Source organism: Rhodococcus sp. IEGM 1370, assembly GCF_033142325.1.
Lineage (GTDB): Bacteria > Actinomycetota > Actinomycetes > Mycobacteriales > Mycobacteriaceae > Rhodococcoides.
On record NZ_JAWLRY010000011.1, the window covers coordinates 1 to 23660 of the forward strand.

The 23660-nt window shown below is 65.4% G+C and carries 19 protein-coding genes and 1 pseudogene; 6 read left to right on the forward strand and 14 right to left on the reverse strand.

Features of this window, described 5'->3' with window-relative positions; all coding sequences use genetic code 11:
* Nucleotides 1-71: 71 nt before the first annotated feature.
* Nucleotides 72-1466 (forward strand): annotated as a pseudogene (locus R4P47_RS14870) (ATP-binding protein); the annotation flags it as partial.
* Nucleotides 1463-2137: a response regulator gene (locus R4P47_RS14875; protein WP_269596602.1), complete on the forward strand. Its 675-nt coding sequence runs from the start codon at nt 1463-1465 to the stop codon at nt 2135-2137. The pseudogene R4P47_RS14870 and the gene R4P47_RS14875, both read left to right, overlap by 4 nt.
* A 678-nt stretch (nt 2138-2815) precedes the next feature.
* Here R4P47_RS14875 and R4P47_RS14880 read toward each other — a convergent pair.
* Together R4P47_RS14880 and R4P47_RS14885 are read right to left on the reverse strand one after the other, a co-directional pair.
* Entirely contained in the window at nt 2816-4951 is a 2136-nt protein-coding gene (locus R4P47_RS14880; protein ID WP_317785079.1) for a S9 family peptidase, read from the reverse strand.
* Nucleotides 4948-5832, reverse strand: a complete 885-nt coding sequence (locus tag R4P47_RS14885; protein WP_149404987.1) for a phosphoribosylaminoimidazolesuccinocarboxamide synthase — start codon at nt 5830-5832, stop codon at nt 4948-4950. The genes R4P47_RS14880 and R4P47_RS14885 overlap by 4 nt, the downstream gene beginning before the upstream one ends.
* 62 nt (nt 5833-5894) lie before the next feature.
* Here R4P47_RS14885 and R4P47_RS14890 point away from each other — a divergent pair, with 62 nt between their 5' ends.
* A complete protein-coding gene (locus tag R4P47_RS14890) occupies nt 5895-7307 on the forward strand; it encodes an MDR family MFS transporter (protein WP_149404986.1) in 1413 nt (470 codons plus the stop codon).
* 3 nt (nt 7308-7310) lie between these two features.
* Here R4P47_RS14890 and R4P47_RS14895 read toward each other — a convergent pair whose 3' ends face one another.
* The 3 genes from R4P47_RS14895 to R4P47_RS14905 are packed head-to-tail and all read right to left on the reverse strand — an operon-like array spanning nt 7311 to nt 10979.
* On the reverse strand, nt 7311-8366 hold the full coding sequence (locus R4P47_RS14895) for an ABC transporter ATP-binding protein (protein WP_269596600.1): 1056 nt from the start codon (nt 8364-8366) through the stop codon (nt 7311-7313).
* A complete protein-coding gene (locus R4P47_RS14900; RefSeq protein WP_269596599.1) occupies nt 8363-9931 on the reverse strand; it encodes an ABC transporter permease in 1569 nt (522 codons plus the stop codon). The genes R4P47_RS14895 and R4P47_RS14900 overlap by 4 nt, the downstream gene beginning before the upstream one ends.
* Before the next feature lie 4 nt (nt 9932-9935).
* Nucleotides 9936-10979 carry an iron ABC transporter substrate-binding protein gene (locus R4P47_RS14905; protein WP_269596598.1) on the reverse strand — a complete coding sequence of 348 codons (1044 nt, stop codon included), beginning with the start codon at nt 10977-10979 and terminating at the stop codon, nt 9936-9938.
* A 117-nt stretch (nt 10980-11096) separates the two neighbouring features.
* Here R4P47_RS14905 and R4P47_RS14910 point away from each other — a divergent pair, with 117 nt between their 5' ends.
* Nucleotides 11097-12296, forward strand: coding sequence for an FAD-dependent monooxygenase (locus R4P47_RS14910; RefSeq protein ID WP_269596597.1), 1200 nt, complete (start codon nt 11097-11099; stop codon nt 12294-12296).
* On the opposite strand, the gene R4P47_RS14915 is transcribed toward R4P47_RS14910, so the two are convergent.
* The 7 genes from R4P47_RS14915 to R4P47_RS14945 all read right to left on the reverse strand — a co-directional run bounded on the left by R4P47_RS14915 (nt 12293) and on the right by R4P47_RS14945 (nt 19442).
* Nucleotides 12293-13186, reverse strand: a complete 894-nt coding sequence (locus R4P47_RS14915) for a siderophore-interacting protein (RefSeq protein ID WP_269596596.1) — start codon at nt 13184-13186, stop codon at nt 12293-12295. The genes R4P47_RS14910 and R4P47_RS14915 overlap by 4 nt on opposite strands.
* An 82-nt stretch (nt 13187-13268) precedes the next feature.
* Complete coding sequence (locus R4P47_RS14920) at nt 13269-14075, reverse strand: ABC transporter ATP-binding protein (protein WP_269596595.1); 807 nt, start codon at nt 14073-14075, stop codon at nt 13269-13271.
* Complete coding sequence (locus R4P47_RS14925; RefSeq protein WP_269596594.1) at nt 14072-15139, reverse strand: FecCD family ABC transporter permease; 1068 nt, start codon at nt 15137-15139, stop codon at nt 14072-14074. The genes R4P47_RS14920 and R4P47_RS14925 overlap by 4 nt, the downstream gene beginning before the upstream one ends.
* Complete coding sequence (locus R4P47_RS14930) at nt 15136-16188, reverse strand: FecCD family ABC transporter permease (RefSeq protein WP_269596593.1); 1053 nt, start codon at nt 16186-16188, stop codon at nt 15136-15138. Before R4P47_RS14930 ends, R4P47_RS14925 begins: the two co-directional genes overlap by 4 nt.
* Before the next feature lie 17 nt (nt 16189-16205).
* Entirely contained in the window at nt 16206-17492 is a 1287-nt protein-coding gene (locus R4P47_RS14935) for a lysine N(6)-hydroxylase/L-ornithine N(5)-oxygenase family protein (protein ID WP_269596592.1), read from the reverse strand.
* Nucleotides 17493-17737: 245 nt separating this feature from the next.
* The gene (locus R4P47_RS14940; RefSeq protein ID WP_283347709.1) at nt 17738-18157 is read right to left on the reverse strand and encodes an HIT family protein; all 420 of its coding nucleotides are present in this window, start codon (nt 18155-18157) and stop codon (nt 17738-17740) included.
* A gap of 28 nt (nt 18158-18185) precedes the next feature.
* Nucleotides 18186-19442 carry an MgtC/SapB family protein gene (locus tag R4P47_RS14945; protein ID WP_283347708.1) on the reverse strand — a complete coding sequence of 419 codons (1257 nt, stop codon included), beginning with the start codon at nt 19440-19442 and terminating at the stop codon, nt 18186-18188.
* 412 nt (nt 19443-19854) lie between these two features.
* On the opposite strand from R4P47_RS14945, the gene R4P47_RS14950 reads away from it, so the two are divergent.
* Complete coding sequence (locus tag R4P47_RS14950) at nt 19855-20646, forward strand: HAD-IIA family hydrolase (RefSeq protein ID WP_283347707.1); 792 nt, start codon at nt 19855-19857, stop codon at nt 20644-20646.
* Here the strand turns inward: R4P47_RS14950 and purB are convergent, their stop codons facing one another.
* Nucleotides 20647-22065 (reverse strand): adenylosuccinate lyase, encoded by a 1419-nt coding sequence (purB, locus tag R4P47_RS14955; protein ID WP_283347706.1) that lies wholly within the window; start codon nt 22063-22065, stop codon nt 20647-20649.
* 169 nt (nt 22066-22234) lie between these two features.
* Here purB and R4P47_RS14960 point away from each other — a divergent pair, with 169 nt between their 5' ends.
* On the forward strand, nt 22235-22885 hold the full coding sequence (locus R4P47_RS14960) for a DsbA family protein (RefSeq protein WP_283347705.1): 651 nt from the start codon (nt 22235-22237) through the stop codon (nt 22883-22885).
* A 104-nt stretch (nt 22886-22989) separates the two neighbouring features.
* Here R4P47_RS14960 and R4P47_RS14965 read toward each other — a convergent pair whose 3' ends face one another.
* Entirely contained in the window at nt 22990-23628 is a 639-nt protein-coding gene (locus tag R4P47_RS14965) for a TetR/AcrR family transcriptional regulator (RefSeq protein ID WP_283347704.1), read from the reverse strand.
* Nucleotides 23629-23660: the final 32 nt, after the last annotated feature.

Genomic DNA, 23660 nt, shown 5'->3' on the forward strand with positions numbered 1-23660 from the left:
CCTTCGAAGGACGCATCACCCCGAACGGAAACTAACCGACGCCAAGGTCGGATCCACCGTTAATCTGACACTCCCTCGCCAACGAACCGTCGACGCCTATCGCGATCGAATCCGACGACCCGACGTCGCGTCTGCAACCGGAAACCGAGAAGATCAGGCAGGTCACCGGCGTCGACTTCATCGTCGTCATGGCTCCGGATCGCACCCGATTCACGCACACCACCGTCGACCTGATCGGTAAACCGTTCAGCGGCAACATCGATCGCGCATTGCAGGGCGAGACGTTCACCGAGACGTACGTCGGTTCTCTCGGGCCGTCGATCCGATCCGTCACGCCGGTCACCGATTCGGACGGTGAGCTCGTCGGCCTCGTCTCTGCCGGCGTCACTCGTCAGAAGATCAGCGACCAGTTTCTTCAGGGCCTTCCGCTCATCATCGGGGTCGTGCTCGCCGCCTTCGTCGTCGCCGCAGCTGGTTCGACATTGCTCAGTCGACGGCTCCGGCGTCAGACACTGGGAATGGCACCGGCGGAACTGCGCACGATGTACGAGCATCACGACGCGGTGCTGCACTCGATCGGTGAAGGCTTGTTGGTGTTCGGCCGCGGCGACGAGGCCGAGTTGGTCAACGACGAGGCCCGACGCCTCCTCGATCTACCGGAGGGCCCGGTCTCGTTCGAGTCGTTGCCGGAGTCGATGCAGCAGATGGACACCGGCATCGTGCGCGGCGAATTGCATCTGACGAAGGATCGCGTCCTCGTCGTCAACCAGGATCCGGTGATGTGGGAGGGCCGACGCCTGGGCAATGTGCTGACGATTCGCGATCAGACCGAATTGCGTTCCTTGATGGGTGAATTGGACTCGGTACGCAGCTTCGCGGAGTCGCTGCGTTCGCAGGCTCACGAGTCGGCGAACCGGCTGCACACCGTCATCACGATGGTCGAACTCGGCCGACCCGAGGAGGCCGTCGAGTTCGCGACGGCCGATCTGGAACTCTCGCAGGCCCTCATCGATCGCCTGATGAACGCGGTCAGCGAACCTGCACTCGCTGCACTGCTGCTGGGCAAGGTCAGCCAGGCCGCCGAGCAGGGTGTGGAGCTGACGATCACCGACGACACGGCAATGGAGCACGAGGGCGTGCTCACTGCACGTGAATTGGTCACGCTGGTAGGCAATCTGATAGACAATGCCATCGATGCCTCGAAAGAATCCGACCAGCCGTGGGTCGAAGTGACGGTCCGTGACGCCGACGGTGAACTCGTCGTCAGGGTCGCAGACAGTGGTCCCGGAATGCCACCGGAGACGCTCAAAGCCGCTCTGCGGCGCGGCTACTCGACCAAGTCCGGCTCACGCGGCCTCGGCCTCGCCCTGGTGACTCAGGTGATCGGTCGCCATCGCGGCACCTTGACCTCGGAAGTGACGTACGGGTCGGTCCTGGTTGCGACCATTCCGGGAGCCGCCTCGTGATCCGGGTACTGATCGTCGACGACGAACCGCTGATCGCCGAGGCTCACAAGACGTACGTCGAGCGCACCCCGGGCTTCGAGGTGGCCGGGGTGGCGCATACCGGCGCTTCGGCCATGCGCTTCGCCAGTACCGAGGCCGTCGATCTGGTGTTGCTCGACATCGGCCTGCCCGACGCGAGCGGCATCGACGTGGCCGCTGCTCTCGGCGGTCTGCGGCCGAGTCCCGACGTCATCGCCATCACCTCCGAGCGGGATCTGTCGGTGGTGCGTTCGGCAGTGGCGCACGGCATCGTGCTGTATCTGCTCAAGCCCTTCACATTCGCTGCGTTCCGCGACAAACTCGAGCGCTATCGCGAATTCCACGCCGCATTGCCGGCCGGGGAGAACGCGTCGAGTCAACGCGACATCGACCGCGCCATGGCGCATCTACGGACGGCTGACGAACGCGTCTCGACACCCAAAGGCATTGCCCCGCAGACGATGGACGGCATCACCGCCAGCGTCAAGGAAGCGGCCGACGGACTCAACGCATCCGAGGCGGCAAAGGTCGTCGGAGTCTCCCGAGTGACAGCATGGCGCTACCTCGAGCGCCTCGCCGACGACGGCCTGGTCGCCCGGCACACCGAATACGGTAAGGCCGGGCGACCTCAGGTGCGATACACCTGGAGGTAGAGACTTGCCATGACTGCTCAAACGATACAAAGCTGATGAGCTCCTGCACCGATCGCACCGAGTTCTTACCCAACACCGGGTAGACACCGTATCGAACGCCGCCTGCTCAACTGGGTACAGCCACATCAGCGAAGTGACGATTCTCGTCTATCGCTCGACGGAGCGCTCGGTCAAATCATCGAAAAAACCGACCGATCCCCTTGCTTTGCCGCCGCGAGCCCAGTAACGTTCAGTTCGTTAGGCTGCGAAACATAAATCGAAAGTAGGGATTCTATGCGTAACATCCGACGCCTCACAACGGTCGCCGCAACCACAATGGCGTGCGGTGCTGCCGCCGCTCTGATTGGTGCGGCACCCGCATCCGCATCCGGCTACGTGATGGGGTACTACCCGTCGAAGCAAGCATGCATGGACGACGGAACTGCCAAATATGGTCCGCAAGGCTGGATCACGGCCAGCGGTTGGGGATGCGGGTACACACTTTCCCCCGACAGCCCCGAGGATGCTTGGACGCTATGGATGGACCCTGGCTTCCAAGACTAGTTCGGCAGAAGCGCTACCCAAAGTTGCAAATTCTGGAACCAGAGATGGCCGGACCTTCGGGACCGGCCATCTCTGTGCCACGCGAACACCGATCTGCCGTTTGTGCGACATACTCAAACGGCAAATCCAATCGAGTCAACTCGAACCGAGGTGGGTGCCGGTCCTGTCGACGATCCACGCGTACTCGAAAGCCGCTTCTTTCCACTTCTCGTATCGTCCGCTGACGCCGCCGTGGCCGGCGCTCATTTCGGTCTTGAGCAGCAGGTCCGAGTCACCCGTCTTCGTTGCTCGCAGTGCAGCAACCCATTTGGCTGGCTCGACGTACAGAACGCGGGTGTCGTTGATGGACGTGATTGCCAGGATCGACGGGTAGTCCTTGGCCTCGACGTTCTCGTAGGGGCTGTACGACTTCATGTAGTCGTACACCTCCTTGCTGGCCAACGGGTTTCCCCATTCGTCCCATTCGATGACCGTCAGCGGCAACGACGGATCCAGGATGGAGGTGAGCGGATCGACGAACGGAACGTTGGCGAGAATGCCGTTGAACAGCTCCGGCGCGAGGTTGGCCACCGCACCCATCAGCAATCCGCCCGCGCTGCCGCCGTCGGCGACGAGATGCTTCGGCGAGGTGCGGCCGGTGTCGATGAGATGCTCTGCGGCAGCGATGAAGTCGGTGAAGGTGTTCTTCTTCTTCAGCGTCTTGCCGTTGTCGTACCAGTGCCTGCCCATCTCGCCGCCGCCGCGTACGTGGGCGACGACGAAGACGATGCCGCGGTCGAGCAGCGAGAGCCGCGCCACCGAGAACGACGGGTCCATCGAGGCCTCGTACGATCCGTAGCCGTAGAGCAGCGTCGGTGCGGGGCCTTCGGGCACGTCCTTGCGTGCGATGACCGACAGCGGAATCTGCGTGCCGTCCGGCGCGGTGGCCCACTCGCGGTGCTGAACGTAGTCACCGGCGTCGAACTTGCCCAGAACCGGCTGCGATTTGCGGAGCAGCAGTTCACCACTGGCGATGTCGAGGTCGTAGACCTGGCCGGGGGTGATGAACGAGGTGTAGACCATCCGCAGCAGCGGCTGATCCCATTCCGGGTTGGAGCCGGCTCCGACGGAGTAGAGCTCCTCGTCGAATTCGAGCTCGCGGTACTCGCCGTATCCCTGATCGGTCAGCGGCCAGATCGCCATGCGGGTCAGGGCTTCTCGACGGTACGTGAAGATCAGGTGGCCGGCGAAGGCGTCGATGTCCTCGACGCGGACGTCGTCTCGATGCGGAACCAGAATGCGCTGATCGAGTGGGTCCGAGACCGGAGCTTCGGCGAGCAGGAAGTTCTCGGCCTTCTCCCCCTCGGTGCCCCAACCGTTGACCGAGCCGTTGTGGGTGATGAGGAATCGATCCTCACCGGCCACGACGGCATGTTCGATGCTGTATTCGACGCCGTCCGTGCGGGGCAGTACGACGCGGAACTCGCCCTCGGGATCGGCGGACTCCAGCACGAGGCATTCGGAGGTGATCTTCGAGCCGACCCAGATCATCAGGTACTTCTCGCTGCGGGTGGAACCGAAGCCCACCCAGTAGCTTTCGTCGGGTTCGTGGAAGACCTTGACGTCCCCGGACTTGCCGAGGGTGTGTCGCCAGACGGTGTCGGGACGCCAGGATTCGTCGACCGTCAGGTAGAACACGTGCGTGGCGTCGGCAGTCCAGGTGGCCCCGGGCGCGACGTTCTCGATGGTGTCGGCGAGCAGCTCGCCGGTCTCCAGGTTCTTGAAGCGCAGCGTGTAGCGCTCGTCGCCCTCGGTATCGGTCGAGTACGCCAGCAGCGTGCCGTCGAGGCTGATCGAGAACGCGCCGAGGGAGAAGAAGTCGTGACCCTCCGCTTCGACATTCGCGTCGAGCAGGACCTGCTCACCGGGAACGTCCACGTCGGACGACAGCGTGGGCGGTGTCCAGTCGTCGGGAGAGTCGACGGGGCAACGGCATTGGAGACCGTACGACTTCCCCTCGACAGTGCGTGAGTAGTACCACCACTGCCCCATACGCGTCGGCACGGACAGGTCGGTTTCCTGGGTCCACGACTTGATCTCGTCGAAGATCTTGCCCCGCAACGATTCCAGGCCGGCGGTCTGCTGCTCGGTGTAGGCGTTCTCGGCTTCGAGGTAGGCGATCACCTCGGGATCTTCCTTGGCGCGCAACCATTCGTAGTTGTCGATGAAGGTGTCGCCGTGATGGGTGCGCTCGAGTGGCACCTTCTTGGCAATGGGTGGGGTGATCGTCATGGCGTGACCCAATCGTCGAAGTTCAGGCCCGAGATGCGCTCGTAGGCCTCGATGTAGCGGCTGCGGGTTGCGGCGACGATGTCGTCCGGCAACGGTGGCGGTGGAGTGTCGGAGTTGCGATCCCAACCGGACTCGCCGGTCAACCAGTCTCGAACGAACTGCTTGTCGAAACTGGGCTGAACGCGACCTTCCTCGTACGAATCGGCCGGCCAGTAGCGCGAGGAATCGGGCGTGAGTACCTCGTCGGCGAGGACGAGGTTGCCGTCGGCGTCGGTACCGAACTCGAACTTCGTGTCCGCAAGGATGATTCCGCGTTCCAGAGCGAAGTTGGCTGCCCGCGTGTAGATCTCGATGGTGTCTTCACGCAACTTGAACGCAAGTTCGGCACCGACCTGCTCGACGGCCTGGTCGAAGGTGATGTTCTCGTCGTGGTCGCCCAGTTCCGCTTTGGACGCGGGGGTGAAGATCGCCTCGCTGAGCTTGCTGGATTCCAGGAGCCCCGGCGGAAGTTCGACGCCGCACACCTTTCCCGTCGCGTTGTAATCCGCCAGCCCGGAACCGGTGAGGTACCCGCGCGCGACGCATTCGATCGGAACCATGTTCAGCTTCTTCACCACCAGGGCGCGGCCGACCAATTCGGCGGGGATGCGTTCGTCGAGCGGATCGCCCGCCAGATGATTGACGCCGCCGAGCTCCTCGAAGAAGAACACGCTCATCGCCGTCAACACGCGTCCCTTGTCCGGGATCGGGGTGTCGAGGATGTGGTCGTAGGCCGAGATTCGGTCGCTCGCGACGAGCAACAGATGCGCGTCGTCGATCGTGTACAGATCGCGGACCTTGCCGCCGGCCAGATGCTCGTAGCTACTCAGTGATGGTCGCACGGTGTTCAACACTATCTGGGCCGGTGGCGGCGGGGGTGTCGGCAGGCATCAGACTGGTAGCCGTGGCAACGAACAACACGACATCGGAAGTCGGATTCCGCTCCGAACGCGGGCCGATACTGATTGCGTTGATGCTCAGCACGTCGCTGGTAGCCCTGGACGCGACCATCATCGCCACGGCGGTGCTGTCCATCGTCGACGACCTGGGCGGCTTCACGCAGTTTCCGTGGCTGTTCTCCATCTATCTTCTGGCACAGGCAGTATCGGTGCCGCTGTACGGAAAACTGGCCGACCTGTTCGGCCGCAAGAAGATCATGCTGTTCGGCATCGCGGTGTTTCTGCTCGGCTCGATACTCTGCGGCCTGGCCTGGAGCATGCCCGCCCTGATCGCCTTCCGAGCAGTTCAGGGTCTCGGCGCGGGCGCCGTGCAGCCCATGGGCATCACCATCGCCGGCGATATCTACACGCTGGCCGAGCGCGCCAAGGTGCAGGGCTACCTGGCCAGCGTATGGGCCATGTCCTCGGTGCTCGGGCCCGCGCTCGGCGGAATTTTCTCCGAATATCTGTCGTGGCGCTGGATCTTCTTCGTCAACATTCCGTTGTGCGCGCTGGCCGCGGGAATGCTGTGGCGCAAGTTCGACGAGGGAGCCGTGGAACGCACCAAGCCCAAGATCGACTACCTCGGTGCCGTGCTGCTGACGGTGGGCGCAGCCCTGGTGCTACTGGGACTGCTCGAGGGCGGCCAGTCCTGGGCATGGAACTCCCCCGTCAGCATCGCCATCTTCGCCGCCGGAGTCTCCTTGCTCGCCGCTTTCGCAGTGGTTCAGACCAGAGTCGAGGAGCCGATCCTGCCGCTGTGGGTGTTCACCCGTCGAGTCCTGGTGGTCAGCAGTTTCATCTCGCTGCTCGTCGGTGCGTTGATCCTCGGCCTGACGTCCTACGTTCCGACGTTCGTGCAGGGCGTGCTCGGCACCGGCGCGATCGTCGCCGGCTTCGCGCTGTCGACCCTCACACTCGGCTGGCCCATCGCGGCATCACTCTCCGGGCGGGTGTACCTCCGGTTCGGTTTCCGCACCACGGCACTGATCGGTGCCTCCATCGCGGTCGTCGGAGCGGCATTCGCCACCGGCCTCGGTGCCGGTTCCCAGGTGTGGCAGGTGGGTGCGGTGTGCTTCGTGATCGGCCTCGGTATGGGCCTGATCGCCAGCCCCACCCTCATCGCCGCCCAGTCGAGCGTCGAATGGTCCGAGCGCGGCGTCGCCACCTCGACCAACATGTTCGCCCGCTCCATCGGCAGTGCAGTCGGGGTCGCAATCTTCGGTGCCATCGTCAACTCACGCATCTCCGACGACCCGAGCCCCGAACAACTGTCCGACGCCATCCATCCGGTCTTTCTGGGCGTCCTGGCGGCGGCAGCGGTGATGGCCGTCGCGGCACTGTTCATGCCCAAACGTGCGAAGGAACCGACGCGATAACCCTCAACTCACCTGACGCGGAAACCAGTGCACCGGAGACGTCACGGAAACCTCGACGGCGGTACCGGGAGCGAATCGGTCGGCGGTTCGGGCGATGGCCCGAAGCCGCAGCCCGGTGTCGTAGTGCCGCAGAGTGACCGAGGATTCGGGGCCGGTGAAGAACTCGTGTTCGACGACGAATGCGCCGTCCTTGCGTTCCGAGACCACCAATTGCTCGGGCCTGAGCAACGCCTGCCCGTTTCCCGTTCCTCGGGTGGTGGACTCGAGACGGCCGAGGACGGTGTCGACGTGGCCACCCCTTGCTACGGCGTCGACGAAGTAGGCGTCGCCCACGAACCGCGCGACGGCGGGTGTAGCGGGCCGCTCGTACACCTCCCGCGGTGTGTCGATCTGGGCGCAGCGACCACCCAGCAGCACGGCCACCCGATCGGCTGTTCCGAGTGCCTCGGCCCGGTCGTGGGTGACGAGGATCGACGCGGTCTTGCTGGACTGCAACAACTCTCGTACGTCCTGTCGAATGGAGGTACGCAGCCCAGCGTCGAGCGCGGCGAACGGCTCGTCCATCAACACCACCGACGGAGCCGGTGCCAGCGCACGCGCCAATGCGATGCGCTGCTGCTGACCGCCCGAGAGTTCGCTGGGCTTCACCCCACCGGAATCGGGTAGTCCGACGAGCTCGAGCATCTCGTCGACGCGTCGTGCGCGCTCGTCGCGACCGGACAGGTAGGGTCGCAGAAAGCCTGCACGCAAACCGAATTCGATGTTCCTTCGTACCGTCAGGTGTGGAAACAGTCCACCTTCCTGTGGCATCAGGCCTATGCCCCGCTTCTCCGGTGGCACCTGAATCTGCCCCGCCACCGAGATGTCCCGTCCGTCGGAGGTGATCCGGCCCGCGTCGATGGGGTGCAGTCCCGCGATCGATCGCAACAGGGTCGTCTTGCCGCAGCCGGAAGGGCCGAGGACGGCAAGCATTTCGCCGTCGCCGAGGTCGAGATCGATACCGTGCAGCACCTCCGTACTGCCGTACGAGGCGACGAGACCGGAAATCACCATGCTCATGGCAGTGCTACTCGCTTCCGCGTCGTGCGTCCCAACGCTCGTGTCAGAACGATCGTCGGGACCACCGAGATCAGGATCAGGGCAAGGGCGTAGGGAGCCGCTTCGCCGTATCGGAACGCCTCGGTGGTGGACCACAGCGTGGTCGCGAGCGTGTCGACTCCCCGAGGGCGCAGCATCAACGTCGCAGGCAGTTCCTTGGCGACGGTCAGAAAGACCAGAGCGGCCCCGGCGGCGATGCCGGGCAAGGCGATCGGAATCGTCACGCGAAGATCGGTACGCAGCCGGCCCGCGCCGAGGGTTCGTGAAACATCTTCGAGGACAACGGGAGTGGCGTCGACGACTGCTCTTGTGCTGCCGACGGCCAACGGCAGGAACAGCACCACGTACGCCAGTACCAGCAGAACCGCCGTCTGGTAGAACGACGGCAGGAACCGGATTCCGAGAAAGACCGTGGCGAGTCCGACGGTGATTCCCGGTAGTCCGTGCGCGATGTAGGTGGACAACTCGGCACCGCGAGCGGCCCTCGAGGTGGATCGGGCCGCGAACAGCGCGACCGGCAACGCGAGCACGGCCACCACCACCGCGGCGGTCGCGGAGTACTGAACGGTCTTGGCCGTCACGGCCAGCACGTCCACCCAGTCGACGGTGAAGCGCAGCGATCGACTCAGCCACCGCGCCAGGGCCAGAATCGGTACCAGCACCGAAACACCGAGGGCAGCAACGACAACGGCCAGAGCGGGCACGCGCCACCGGCCCAGGACGACAGGCTCGGCCATCCGGTCGGTTCCCGATCCCACCCTCGCCGTGGCACCGCGTCGGGCACGCCGTTCGAGGAGGGTGAGCACCAACGCGCCCACCACGAGCACCAGCCCGAGAACAGCGGCCGCGGTGCGATCGAGTCCCCCGCGGTAGGCACTGTAGATGCCGAGCGTGAAGGCGTCGTATCGCATCAGAGCCACCGCCCCGAAGTCACTGATGGTGTACAGCGCAACCAGCAGTGCGCCCGCTGCCGCGGCCGGAACGACGCGACGGCACTCGACGGTCAGCGCCGTGCGCACTGCGCCTCGACCGAGGGTTCGCGAGACCTCGGCCAACGAGGGGTCCGCGGTGGCGAACGCCGCGGACACCGGCAGCATCACCAGCGGGAAGCAGGACAACGTGAGCACGAGAGCTGCACCGGAAAAGCCTGCCAACGAGGGGAATTCGGCGATCCACAGGTACCCCGAGACGTAGGACGGGATGGCGAGTGGAGCTGCGAGGACCATGGCGAAGAAGCGTCGCCCCGGTAGATCGGTACGGACGGTCAGCCACGCCAGCAGCGTCCCGACCACGACCGACGCGAGGAGCACGGTGATCGTCAGTGTTGCCGTACGGATGGCGAGGTCGAGTGTGCGCTGCCGCAGGAGCAGTCGCAGCACCTTCTCGGTTCCGCCGTCGAACGCTCGAACGAACAGGTACACCAGGGGTGTCAGCGTCAGCGCTCCCACGCACAACGCGGTCGTCCCGAGAACGGGACGACCGCCGAAGTGGCGCCGCCGAAGCGGCTGAAGTGCAGACGCGAGCACCCGACTAGATGATTCCGACGTCGGTGAGGAGGGTCTGCGTGGCCTCGAGCGACGAGAGCTGACCGAGGTCGAGATCGGTCGAGCCCAGCTCGGACAGCGGCGGCAGGTCGTAGTCGGAGGTGACTCCGTCGATGACGGGGTATTCGGCGGTCTCGTTCGCGAAGTACGTCTGCGATTCGGCCGAGAGCAACTCGCGCACGAAATCGAATGCCGCTTCCTGGTTGTCCGAGGCAGCCAGCACACCGGCACCGGCGACGTTGATCAGCGCACCGGGGTCACCGGGCTCGAAGTAGTGCAGCTCGACCGGGGCGTCGTCGCCGTTCTCTTCCTTGAAGGGGTACCAGTAGTAGTGGTTGAGCAGGCCGGTGGCCACCTGTCCGTCGTTGACGGCGGTCAGCAGCGGGCCGTTGCCCTCGAAGGCGACGGGCTCGTTGGCGACGAAGCCTTCGAGCCAGGTGCGAGCACCGTCCTCGCCGCGCTGCACGCGCAGGGCGGTGACGAAGGCCTGGAACGACGCGTTGGTCGGTGCGTAGCCGATCTGTCCGCGCCAGCGCGGGTCGAGCAGTCCGTCGATACCGGTGGGCAGGTCTGCGGCCTGCACCGAATCGGAGTTGTAGGCCAGCACGCGGGCTCGCGCCGAGGTGGCGACCCAGGTGCCGTCGGCACCGCGGTACTGCTCGGGAACGAGGGAGAGGATGTCCTCGGGCAGCGGCGCGAGAGCACCGGCCTCGTCGAGGGCACCGAGTGCGCCTGCGTCCTGACCGTAGAAGACGTCGGCCGGGGTGGCGTCGCCTTCCTCGAGGATCTTGGCGGCCTGGGCGTTGGTGTTGCCCGAGTAGTCGACCTCGATACCGCCACCGATGCGCTCGATCAGTGGGTCGACGAGCTCTTCGCCGCGGCCGGAGTACACCACGAGTGAGGACTCTGCGGTGGCGGACTCGGAGGTGGACGTGCCTTCGTCGGAGGAGCCTTCCGAGCTGCATGCGACGAGACCGAGGGCGAGGGTTGCGCTGAACGAGAGCAGCGCCAGACGGCGAACGGTGAACACGGTTCTCCTGACGAAAACGGGTCATTCGGACAATTCGATGAAAGTACACCACAAAGGTGAGGCTCAGCTACTTTCCCTCCGGGATTGAACGGTCACAAGCCCGGGCACTCCCACTCCATGACCTCTCGCGTACTCGTCACCGGTGCCAGCATCGCCGGCCCCACCGTGGCGTTCTGGCTGGACCGAGCCGGCTTCGAGGTCACCGTCCTCGAACGCTCACCGCACCTGCGACTGGGTGGCCAGAACATCGACGTCCGCGGCTCCGGCCGCGAGGTGCTGCGGCGCATGGGTCTGGACGCGACCCTCCTCGCGAACGGCACCACCGAGAAGGGCACCCGATTCGTCGACGACGCCGACGCCACCATCGCGGCATTCCCGGCCGGCGACGGATCCCACGACGGCCCGACGGCGGAGTTGGAAATTCTGCGCGGCGAGTTCGCGCGGATTCTGGTCGAATCCGCCGGCCCACGGACCGAGTATCGCTACGGCGATCGCGTCGTCGGGGTGACTCAGGATGCCGCCGGCGTCGATGTCACCTTCGCGACGGGCACAGCGGAGAGGTTCGACCTCGTTCTCTTCGCCGATGGAATACGTTCCAGCAGCAGAGAACTGGTGTTCGCCGGCGAGGCCGAGACCACCCCGGTCGGCCTGTACACCGCCTACGGCGTACTGCCGAAGGGACCGAGCGACGACGGCTGGTGGCGCTGGTACAACGCTCCCGGATCCCGAGTGGTCAATCTACGACCGGACAACCTCGGCACGACACGATTCAGCCTGTCCTGGGTGTCCGAAGACAGCGGCTACGAGGGCGCGTCCACCGAACGCGTGATCACCGCTCTGCGTTCGACGTTCGCCGACGCCGGTTGGGAAGTGCCCCGAATCCTGGACTCGCTGGGACCGGACTCGGAGCTGTACGTCGACTATCTGGCGCAGGTGAAGGCCCCGCGCTGGTCCGAAGGCAGAATCGGCATGCTCGGCGATGCCGCTTGGTGCGCAACGCCGTTGAGCGGCATGGGCACCACGTTGTCGGTCACCGGCGCGTACGTTCTCGCCGGCGAGCTCGCGCGGGCGAGTGATCATCGCGCCGGGTTCGAGGCCTTCGAGACGCGTATGCGTCCGTTCGTCGATCAGGCGCAGAAGCTACCGCCCGGCGTGCCTCGCGTCGCTCATCCGAAGACGTCGGTGGGGGTCGCCGCATTCCGCACCGCACTGCGGCTGGCCGGATCGAAGCCGGTACAGGCCGTGAGCAGCAAGTTCCTCGGCCCCGACGCGGCGACACTCGAGCTGCCGGACTACGAGTTCGACAACGCAGGTTAGAGCCCCACCCGCTCGAGCAGCGCATCGAATGCCTCGCTGGCTTCCTGCTCGGAGCGGCCGGACTCGATGACGCCGTTGTACACCGCGAGCGCCTCCTCCTGGTATTGCTTGTATTTCTCGAGCCACTTCTCGGAGTCGGCTCGCCAGTACCCGATGATGTCGAAGTACGCGATGTCGTAGCCCAATTCCTTGCGGAAGTACTTGCGCACCCGACGCGAGGACGACGCCTCGCCGGCGAACCACACGTAGCCGCGTCCCTCGGGCAGCGGGTACGCCAACGCCGCGTCGTCGAGAACGCTTGCGCTGTCGCCGTTTCCGGATCCGATGCGCCAGTCGAACGTGACATCGGCCTGGGTTTCGAAGGATTGGATGTCGCCGCGTTCGAGAACCTCGACGATCGCATGCGCCCGCATTCCGGCGGGCAACTGCTCGACGAGTCGGCCGAGTGCGGGCAGCCCGGTCATGTCCGCGACCAGCAGCAGCCATTCGACGTCGGCAGGCGGTGAATACCAGGATCGCGGCCGGGTGAACAGCACCGTCTGCCCCGGGACGGCCTGCTGCGCCCAGGTGGATGCGACACCACCCTCGTGGGCGAAGAAGTCGATGGTCAGCTCACCGCGCTCCGGATCGAGACGGCGGATGGTGTAGTTGCGCCCTTCGGGAGCGTCGTCGAGACCGTGGAACCACCAGAACCCGTCGACCTCGGTCATCGGCGGCGGGATCGCCTCGCCTGCCCTGGGGAAATAGACTCCGACGCATTCGTCGGGCACACCGAGCGTGCGGTAGCCGGCGACGTGCTCGCCGCCGAACGTCACGCGCACCATGTGCACCGTGAGACGTTCCACTGCAACGACGTCGGCGTAGTAGTAACCACGCGGTTGTTCGTTCATCTTCGCCCTCGATACATATCTCGACGTGGCTCTCGAGAGAACCCGCAGGCCGACTCGGCAGCCATTCCTCCTCGATTCTAAACTAAGCCTTGCCTAGCCTGCGACCACCCGCCTTGGGAATCACCAACGGTGTGTGCGATTCCGGATCGTCGATGATGCGGCACGGCAGCCCGAAGACCGCCTCCACCAGCTCGGCGGTGACGACGTCGGCGGGCGCACCCTCGGTGACCACTGCGCCGTCCTTCATCGCGATGATGTGGTCGGCGTACCGGCAGGCGTGATTGAGGTCGTGCAGCACTGCGACCAGAGTGCGACCGTTCTCGCGGTTCAAAGTGGCCAACAAGTCGAGAAGCTCGATCTGGTGGGCGATGTCGAGGAAGGTCGTCGGCTCGTCCAACAACAGCAGCGGCGTCTGCTGCGCGAGAACCATTGCCACCCAGACGCGTTGCTGCTGACCGCCGGAAAGTTCGTCCACCGGACGAGCGGACAGTGACGTCACTCCGGTCGAGTTCATGGCCTCGATCACCGCGGCCTCGTCTGCGGTCGACCACTGCCGGATCAGCTTCTGATGCGGATAGCGACCCCGCGCAACCAGATCGGCCACCGAAATACCGTCGGGTGCGACGGAGGTCTGCGGCAGCAGGCCGAGGCGTCGGGCAACTTCTTTCGCCGGATACGTCGAAATCGCCTTCCCGTCCAGCAGAACGGTTCCACGAGAGGGCTTCAGCAGCCGCGAGAGTGCCCGCAGCAGAGTCGATTTGCCGCAGGCGTTCGGTCCGACGATGACGGTGAACTTGCCGTCGGGAATCTCGACGGTCAGGTTCTCGCTGACCACGCTCTTGTCGTATCCGACCGTGATGTCGTCGGTGTGCAACCGAGGCTTCGTCACTGCTTCCTGCCTTCCCGCGCCAGCAACCACACGAAGTATGCGCCGCCGACCGATACGGTCACCACACCCACCGGGAGCTGCGTGGGAGCGAAGACGCGCTGTGCAACAACGTCGCTGACGACCAGCAGCAGCGCTCCCATGCACGCGGCAGGCACCATCGCCACTGACGAGGTGCCGGTGAGGCGGCGCGCCAACTGCGGAGCGGCGAGCGCGATGAACGAGATGGGCCCCGCGGCCGCGGTGACCATCGCGATCAGCGCAACTCCGAGGAACACCAGCATCAGACGGGTCGGCTCGGCGCGCACACCGAGCGCCCTCGCCGCATCGTCCCCCATCTCCAACATCGGCAGCCGACGCGAGAGCACCGCCAGGCACGACGCGATGACGATCGACACTGCCAGTACGGGTCCCACCTGAGACCACCCCAGCCCGTTGAGGGTGCCCGCACCCCAGACTGCGGCCGCGATCGCGTCGTCGAGGTCGGCCCTGATCACGAGCCAGGTGTTGACCGAGGCCAGGACGGCACTGACGGCGATCCCGACGATGATCAGCCGAAAGCCCTGCACCCCGCGCCGGTACGCGAGCAGGTAGACCACCGCCGCCGTCGCGAGTCCGCCGACGAGCGCGCCCGCTCCGGTCCGGTAGTAGCCACCACCGAGAGCGAGGATGACGACGAGCGCGCCGGTGTAGGAACCGGTGGCGAATCCGATGATGTCCGGGCTGCCCAACGGATTTCGCGTCAAGGATTGAAAGACCGCGCCCGATACGCCGAGGGCGGCTCCGAACAGGAAAGCCAGCGCCACTCGGGGAAACCGCCACTCCATCACCACGATCTCGGTGAGGCGTGGCGCGTCGCCGAACACCGCGGCGAGCACCTCGTTCGGCGGAATGTAGAAGTCGCCGGTACCGACCGCGACGACGGAGACCACCACCGTCACGAGCAGCAAGGCCGCGCAGACGCCGACCGTTCGAATGTCGATGCGGCCGTCCACTCGATCCCGCACTCGCACGACCCACAGCGTTCGGCCGAAATCGATGTCTCCGCCGCGTTGTTCACGGGTCACAGTCCGCTCGCCTTCTTCCGGCGAACCAGCAGGATCAGCACCGGTGCGCCGACGAACGCGGTCACGATGCCGACCTGCAGTTCCCCCGGCCTGAGCACGACGCGTCCGACCACATCCGAGAGCAACAGCAAACCCGGTGCCGCGACCACCGTGTAGACCAGAATCCATCGTTGGTCCGGTCCGACGAACCACCGCACCATGTGCGGAATCATCAGTCCGACGAATCCGATGGGCCCGGCCGCGGCCGTCGCGGCGCCGGCGAGCAGGGTGACTGCGACGACGCCGATGATTCGCGTACGAATCACGTTCGCCCCCAACGACTGGGCCAGATCGTCGCCGAGCGCGATCGCATTGAGAGGACGAGCGATCAGGGCGGACAGGAAAACTCCGAGCGCGATGAACGGGGCGATTTCGGACGCGATGTCCATACCTCGACCGGCCAACGACCCGGCTCCCCAGAACCTCATCCTGTCGAACGCATCCGGATCGAGCAGCAGCATGCCCGAGGTGATGCCGCCCAGTACAGCTCCGAGCGCAATTCCGGACAGCGTCAACCGAATCGGAGTGGCTCCCGCTCGCCCCATCGCCCCCAGCGCGTACACCGCAATCGTGGCGACCACCGCGCCGGCGAACGCGAACCAGATGTAGGACCCGATGCCGGTGACACCGAGCACGCCGACGGCGATCGCAACGAAGAACGCCGCCCCGGCGTTGACGCCGAGGATTCCCGGGTCGGCCAGCGGATTTCGCGTCATCGCCTGAATCAGCGCACCGGCCACCCCGAGAGCGATTCCCACGAGCAACCCCAGAACGGTACGCGGAAGCCGCAGTTCACGAACGATCACCGATTCGGTGGATCCGTCGCCGAAGAACAGACCGTGCCACACCTCGCCGATCGGGATGTACTCGGTTCCCACCGAGATGCTCATCAGGCACAGCGCCGCCAGCACACCGGTGACGAAGAACAACCCCGCGGCCCGACGGGCATCGGTGCGAGCGAGACCACCGACTTCGGCCGGAACGCTTCGCTGTTCCGGCTCGTCGCCCACGCTCGTCCTCACCCGATTCACACCACCGATCGCACCCTCGCGCCCACAGCGGACTTCACGATCTCACCGCTGCGGACAGCGATGTTGGACAGCAACGACGAGGTCAGGCCATGCGTGTGCTCGGTGCCGCCCTGCAGGTAGATCGAACCCGCACTCGGTTCACGCGTCACGAGTCGGTAGTCACGCGTCACGCGAGGCCCGCGGGAGTCGTATTCGACGTCGTCGAACAGCGGACCGAGGATCTCGGGTAGATCGAGGGACGTGAAGCCGGTGGCATAGACGACAGCGTCGCACAGTATGTCCTCGGCCAGCCCCGTCGGGCCGTGCTCGACCGAGACACGAACGCCCGACGGCTCCTCGGTGGCTCCGATCAACCGGGACGCTCCGTGCACGAACAACCGGCGCTTCCCGCTGACTCGCTCGGAGTACTCGCGTGCGTACAACTCCTCGATCAACGGCAGGTCGACAGCGGAGTAGTTGGTGCCGCGGTGATAGTGCAGCAGTTGCTCGCGCAGTGTGTGCGACGACGAATAGAAGTCGTCGACGGCCGTCGGATCGAAGATGCGATTGGCGTAGGGGCTGTCGTCGGCCGGGCTGTATCCGTACTTGCGCAACACTGCGTGCACCGACGCGTCGCTGTACGTCGAGTGCAGGTAGTCCACCACCTCGGCGGCACTCTGCCCGGCACCGACCACGACGAAGGTGCGCTGCGTCCGCGACGGCAACCGATCGAGCTCGCCGAGAAGATCGTGGTTGTGGAACTGTCGCGCCGACGCCGTGACCCCGTCGGGCAGGGTGGCGGTCAGCCCTCCGGCGAGCACGATGTTGCGTCCTCGCACGGTCCCGGTGCGCCGCCCCTCGGTGCGGACGCCGTAGCCGTCGCCGGTGTCGACGACGTCCAGCGCCCGGGTGCCGTAGTGCACGGTCGCGTCGACTTTGCCTGCGGCCCAAGCCAGGTAGTCGTGGAACTCGAGCCGGCTCGGGAAGAACGTCTGCAGATTGATGAAGTGATTGAGCCGACCCTGTTCCGACAGATACGCCACGAAGCTGTACTCACTGCTGGCATTGCGTTGGGTCGCCAGGTCTTTGAGGAACGAGATCTGCATGGACGTCCCCGGCAACAGCATGCCGGGGTGCCAGGCGAACTCGTCCTTGGATTCGACGAAGCAGGCCGTCAATCGCTCTGCCGGCGAGCACATTCGATTGTGCTCCTCGATCGCGATGGCCAGGCCCAGATTCGAGGGCCCGAAGCCGACCCCGACGATGTCGTAGGTGCCGTCGGAAAGATCGTTGTGCGAGGTCATCGACGGCCCGCCCCCGACATCCGATCCAGTGTTCCCCGAACCGGCTCGACCGCCTCCGTGTCTTCGACAAGGTTCATCGTGTGCGCTCCTGAGGGTGATTCGGTCCGTGACCGGGTATCGCGCGCAATGTCGTGCCACAGGCATCGACTCGCGCCTTGCGGAAGGCAACGCTAACCTAACTAGGCTGGGTACACAACGGCTCCGAAAACACCACACACGGGCAGCAATTCGAGCAGGGCGAGAGCTCAGTTCAGCAACGCCGCGATCTCCGCGGCCTGTCGGTCGAGTTCGGACCGCGGCGGCGACGACGGCCGAGCCCGCAAACCGAATCCGTCCCCGATCATGCGTGGGATGACGTGGAGATGCACGTGGAAGATCTCCTGGCCGGCCACCGTGCCGTCGGCGAGGAACAGGTTGACGCCCGCGACACGCGGGTTGCCCGCACGCAGAGCGGCAGCCACCTTCTGCCCCACCACGAACAGATGCGCGCCGATCTCCGGCGGCAACTCCGCCAGCGTCCGATACTGCTCCTTGGGCACCACCAACACATGTCCGCTGGTGAGCGGCCTGATATCCATGAACGCAACCGCAGTCTCGTCCTCGTGGACGCGAGAAGCCTCGGCCGTCCCGGCAATGATCTCGGCGAAAATCGTATAAGGGTTCACAGTCACGAACTCTAAGGTCCGCCGCAGTTCACCCCACCGTCACCACGATGGTCATCGCGACGGCGAAGACGACCGTCGGCACAGCCATGCCCGCAAGAAACCCAAGACCGAAGCGACGCCCACCTGAAGTGAAGGCCAGCACACTCTTGACCAATAGGTTCGTTCCGAGCGCAGCGGCGATTGCCTGCAGCGCGCTGTCGACCGTGATCGTGCCTTTCGCAGCAAGGCTCGCAGCACCGAGAGCACCGGCGTGAGCATCGGCGAGACCCGCCGCAGCTGCGGCGAGCACCGCTCCTCGCGAACCGAGAACGTCAGCACCCCATCGGCCGACAAACAGGGCGAAGACGAGAACAGCGGCCAAGACGAGTGCCGGCCGCAACGAAAACGGCCGCGCCGAGGTGTGCGGCTCGACGCCTGCGCTCGTCACCTCGGCGTCTCGTGGAGCCACTGCGGCACCGCGGTAGACGACGGCAGCGACTACAACGAGCACCATAGCTCCCACCACCACCGGGGGCCACAGTCGTCGAAGCACCTCCGGCTCGACGAACCCGATGACGACGAGCAACTGTATGAAAGTGGCAAGGCTGGCAACGAGCGCCCCGGCGAGCGGTGCCCGTATCTCATCGGCTGTCCGGCTCAGCCGGCCCATCGACGCAGTTGTCGCACTTGCGGATACGAATCCGCCGGCCAGACCCGTGACGAGCAGACCACGCTGGGGCCCAAGCGTACGGACGCCGATGTATCCGATCCATCCGATACCGGTGAGCAGAACGACGAGGAGCCACACCTTGGCCGGGTTGAGCACGCCGTAGGGTCCGATTCCGCGATCGGGTAACAACGGCAGGATGACAAACGCCGCCACGAGGAACTTGATGGCGTCTTCGAGTTCGATCTCGCTGACCATCTGACGGGCGAAGCGGTGAATGCGAGACTTCGACGCCAGCAGTCCGGCCACGATCACGGAAAGGGCTACGGCCACCGACGGGTCGGTATAGGCGAGCGCGCCGAGCAGATAGGCCACCAGCGCGGCAATCTCGGTAGTGGTCCCCGGGTCCTGCTCGCTGGTGCGGAGATAGGCAAGCGTCATGAGCAGCCCGACGACGACGATGCCGGCCGAGACTGCCCAGTTGTCGAAGCTGGCGGCGACGGCTCCGGCAAGAGACAGCAGTGCGAATGAACGCGACCCGGCCGGGAGCGTGCGGATTTGGCTACGTTCACGCTCGAACCCGAGCAGCAGCCCGATGGCGAGCGCCACCAGGAAGGGCTCGACGTCCGTCCAGCTCACGACTGTTTCTCCGATCGCGCACTACTGGAACGCATTTGCCGCAACGAGCGACTACTACCGGTCGAGTCGACGACGGATCCCGAAGTCGGATCGGATTCGAATCCACGGCCGGTCCAGTTTCGGACCAGTTCGCCTCGAGCGGCGAACATAGCCGAGCCCCATCCGTCTCTGCTGCGGTCCGACGTCTCCGTCACGACGTCAGCTCTCAGCGTCGCAGTAGGTCACAATCCAATTGTCGTGACTACACGGTCGAAGAAACAGGGCAGAAGGTCCCTCACGTCATCGCAATAGGTGCGGTCCGTCGATGTTCCGACATCACCGAACGAGCCCTACCTGTACCGGGCGCTGCCGACGCTACGTGGGCAACATGGCTGAGGCTGCAGGCGTTCGGTAACGCGACTACTGTTTGCCGATGAGCATCGGCGGGGTTCTCTTCGACATCGACGGCGTTCTCGTCACGTCGTGGCAGGCGGTGCCAGGGGCAGCAGAGACTCTGAAGTACCTGGACAGCAAGGACATTGCTCGCGCCTTCCTGACGAATACGACGTCCAAAACCCGTGGACAGATCGCTACGGCGCTGCGCGACGTGGGACTCGACGTGCATTCGGACGAGATCGTCACGGCCGCGTCGCTCACCGCGGATCATCTGCGTGAGAACTATCCGGACGCGCGGGTGGTCCTGATCAACAACGGTGAGATCGCAGGCGACATGCCGGGAATCGAATTCGTCGACGAGACGTCCGAGGATCCCGATGTCGTCGTCGTCGGCGGGGCAGGCCCGGAGTTCACCCACGAGCGGCTCAGCCGCGTCTACGACTGGCTGTGCCGGGGCATTCCCGTCGTCGCGATGCACCGTTCGTTGATGTGGAGCACCGGAGCCGGACTGCGCATCGACACCGGCATGTACCTCGGCGGTATGGAACAGGCGTCAGGACATACCGCGAAGGCCATCGGTAAGCCCGCTCCGCTGGGATTCCGCACGGCGTCCGAGCGGATGGGCGTGGACCCGGACGACGTCGTCATGGTCGGCGACGACCTCGACAACGACGTCCTCGCCGCCCAGGTCGTCGGGATGACCGGCGTGCTCGTTCGCACCGGGAAGTTCCGTCAGGACGTGCTCGACCGACGCATCACCGACGAATTCGCGATGGAACCCGACCACGTGATCGACTCCGTGGCCGACCTCCCCGGTGTCCTCTCCTGACTACAGAATCGGCGACGGGGTGTACGACGCCCCGGCGGGGAACTTCGCGATCAGACGCTCCACTGCCGAGACGACCGCACTGACCTGAGCGTCGGCGGCACCGACGAATGCCGTCTTGTCGGCCAGTGCAGCGTCGAGGGCAGCGCGGTCGAGTGGCAGCCGATCGTCGGCGGCCAGACGGTCGAGCAGGTCCGGTTCCAGTCCCTGCTCACGCATCGCCAGCGCAACCGCGACGGCGTGCTCCTTGATCGCCTCGTGCGCCGTCTCGCGTCCGACGCCTGCGCGCACGGCGGCCATGAGCACCTTGGTCGTCGCGAGGAACGGCAGGTAGCGGTCGAGTTCCTTGGCGATGACGGCCGGGTACGCACCGAACTCGTCGAGCACCGTCAGGAAGGTCTCGATGAGACCGTCGATGGCGAAGAAGGCGTCGGGCAGCGCGACGCGGCGCACCACGGAACAGAAGACGTCGCCCTCGTTCCACTGAGCTCCGGCGAGCTCGGCGGCCATCGAGCCGTAGCCGCGCAGCACCACCTGCAGTCCGTTGACCCGCTCGCACGAGCGGGTGTTCATCTTGTGCGGCATTGCCGACGAGCCCACCTGGCCCGCCTGGAAGCCTTCGGTGACGAGTTCGTGGCCTGCCATCAGGCGAACGGTGTGGGCGAACGAGGACGGTCCGGCACCGATCTGGACCAGCGCGGAGACGACCTCGTGGTCGAGCGAACGGGGATAGACCTGGCCGACGCTCGTCATCGTGTGCCGGAAACCGAGGTGATCGGCGACGATGCGCTCGAGCGCGACGAGCTTGGCGGAGTCGCCGCCGAACAGGTCGAGCATGTCCTGCGAGGTACCCATCGGGCCCTTGATGCCGCGCAGCGGGTAGCGCGCGATCAGCTCCTGCACCCGGGACAGGGCCAACAGCAGCTCGTCGGCGGCCGACGCGAAACGCTTGCCCAGAGTGGTCGCCTGAGCTGCGACATTGTGACTGCGACCGGCCATCACCAGCGAGGAGTACTCGGCAGCACGCTCGGCCAGCCTCTTCGCTACGGCGACGCCGTGCGCGTGGACGTGCTCGAGCGAGCGCAGAATCTGCAGCTGCTCGACGTTCTCGGTGAGGTCGCGGCTGGTGAGTCCCTTGTGAATGTGCTCGTGGCCGGCGAGGGCGTTGAACTCTTCGATGCGGGCCTTGACGTCGTGCCGGGTGACGCGCTCACGCTCGGCGATCGACGCGAGATCCACCTGGTCGACGACGGCTTCGTAGTCCGCGATGGCCGCGTTGGGGACGTCGACTCCGAGGGAGGACTGCGCGCGCAACACAGCGATCCACAGTTGGCGTTCGAGGGCGATCTTGTGCTCCGGCGACCACAGCTCCACCAGTTCGGGACTCGCGTAACGGGTGGCCAGGACATTCGGGATGCTCACGAGCGTCCAGCTTACGTGGCGCAGTTGTCGGTCTCGGAAGACGACTGCACTGTTTCGGAAAAGGACTGCAGTACCGGCATCCCGGGATCGCGTACGCCGCCCTTTTCCTGGTGCCGGCGGCTGCGCGCCGCGTGGAATAACCGACGCGCGCTCCGATGTTGGAGCCGTCGTGAGCCGAACAGTGAAGGTCGACATCTGGTCCGACATCGCATGCCCCTGGTGCTTCGTTGGCAAGCGCCGTTTCGAGGCAGGCGCTGCGGAGTTCACCGCCGGGGGCGGAACGCTAGAGGTGGAGTTCCACTCGTTCGAGCTGGCACCCGACACACCGATCGACTTCGATGGCAGCGAGGTCGACTTTCTCGTCTCGCACAAAGGTATGCCGGCCGCCCAGGTCACGCAGATGTTGGCGCAGATGACCGAGCTGGCCGCAGGCGAGGGGCTCGCGTACGACTTCGATGCCTTGCAGCACACCAACACCGTCAAGGCGCACGAGCTCCTGCACTTCGCCAAGTCGAAGGGCAAGCAGGTCGAGATGAAGGAACGGCTCCTGGCGGCCTACTTCGAGGAGGGCCGCCACGTCGGCCGCACCGATGACCTCGCCGACCTGGCCGCGGAGATCGGCCTCGACCGTGACGAGGCGGCCCGGGCGCTCGAGTCCGAGGAGTTCCTGCCGGCAGTGCACGCGGACAAGGAGCAGGCCATCGCCTACGGGATCAGCGGTGTGCCGTTCTTCGTGATCGACGGACGGCTCGGTGTGTCCGGCGCGCAGGAGTCGTCGGTGTTCGCCGACGTTCTGCAGAAGGCCGCTGCCGGCTCATGAGGGGTCCATTGGAGATGGTCGGCGACGACGGCCCCATCTGCGAGGACGGCGTGTGCGAGGTGCCGCCGATCCACGACACAGACTCCGGCGAGACCGACCAGTAGTCAATCGGCCGACACCGGTTCCGCCGGTGCCACGATGTCGATGACGGCCAGCAGCATGCTCCGGGCCATGTGACGGGGGTCGGGGTCCACTTCGCTGAGCGCTCCGACGACGGCTCCGTCCACCACTGCCACGAGTCGTCGTAGCTGCTCTTCCTGCACGGTTCGGCCCGATCTGCGCAGTACGTCGGTGAGCAGGTCGTCGATCTGGGCGCGCAGCCGCAGCTGCACTTGCCGTAGTTCGGGATGCCGGGCCGAGGCGATGAAGCGCTCGTATCGCGCGATCAGCTGCTCGTGGCCGTCCTGTGGCCCGATGAGCAGGTCGACGATGAGGTCGACCGTCGATTCCATCTCGTTCGAGCACTTGCCCTCGTCCTCGATGCGACCGCGCATGACGTCGATCTCGCGCGTCCCGACGACGTCGACCGCCGCGGCCACCAGGTCTCCGAGAGACTCGAAATAGTAGGTGGTCGACGCAAGAGGAAGCCCGGCTCGCGCGGCCACCGATCGGTGCCGCACCGCGTCGAAGCCGCCCTCGACGAGAAGGTCCGCGGCCGCAGACGCCAGTGCCTGCCGGCGGCGCACTCCCTTCGGAGTCGCACCCGACACCTTGTGCTGCGACTCGGTCGGACCTGCGGACATTCAAGTCATCGTGCCAGCTCGAGGCCGTTCGT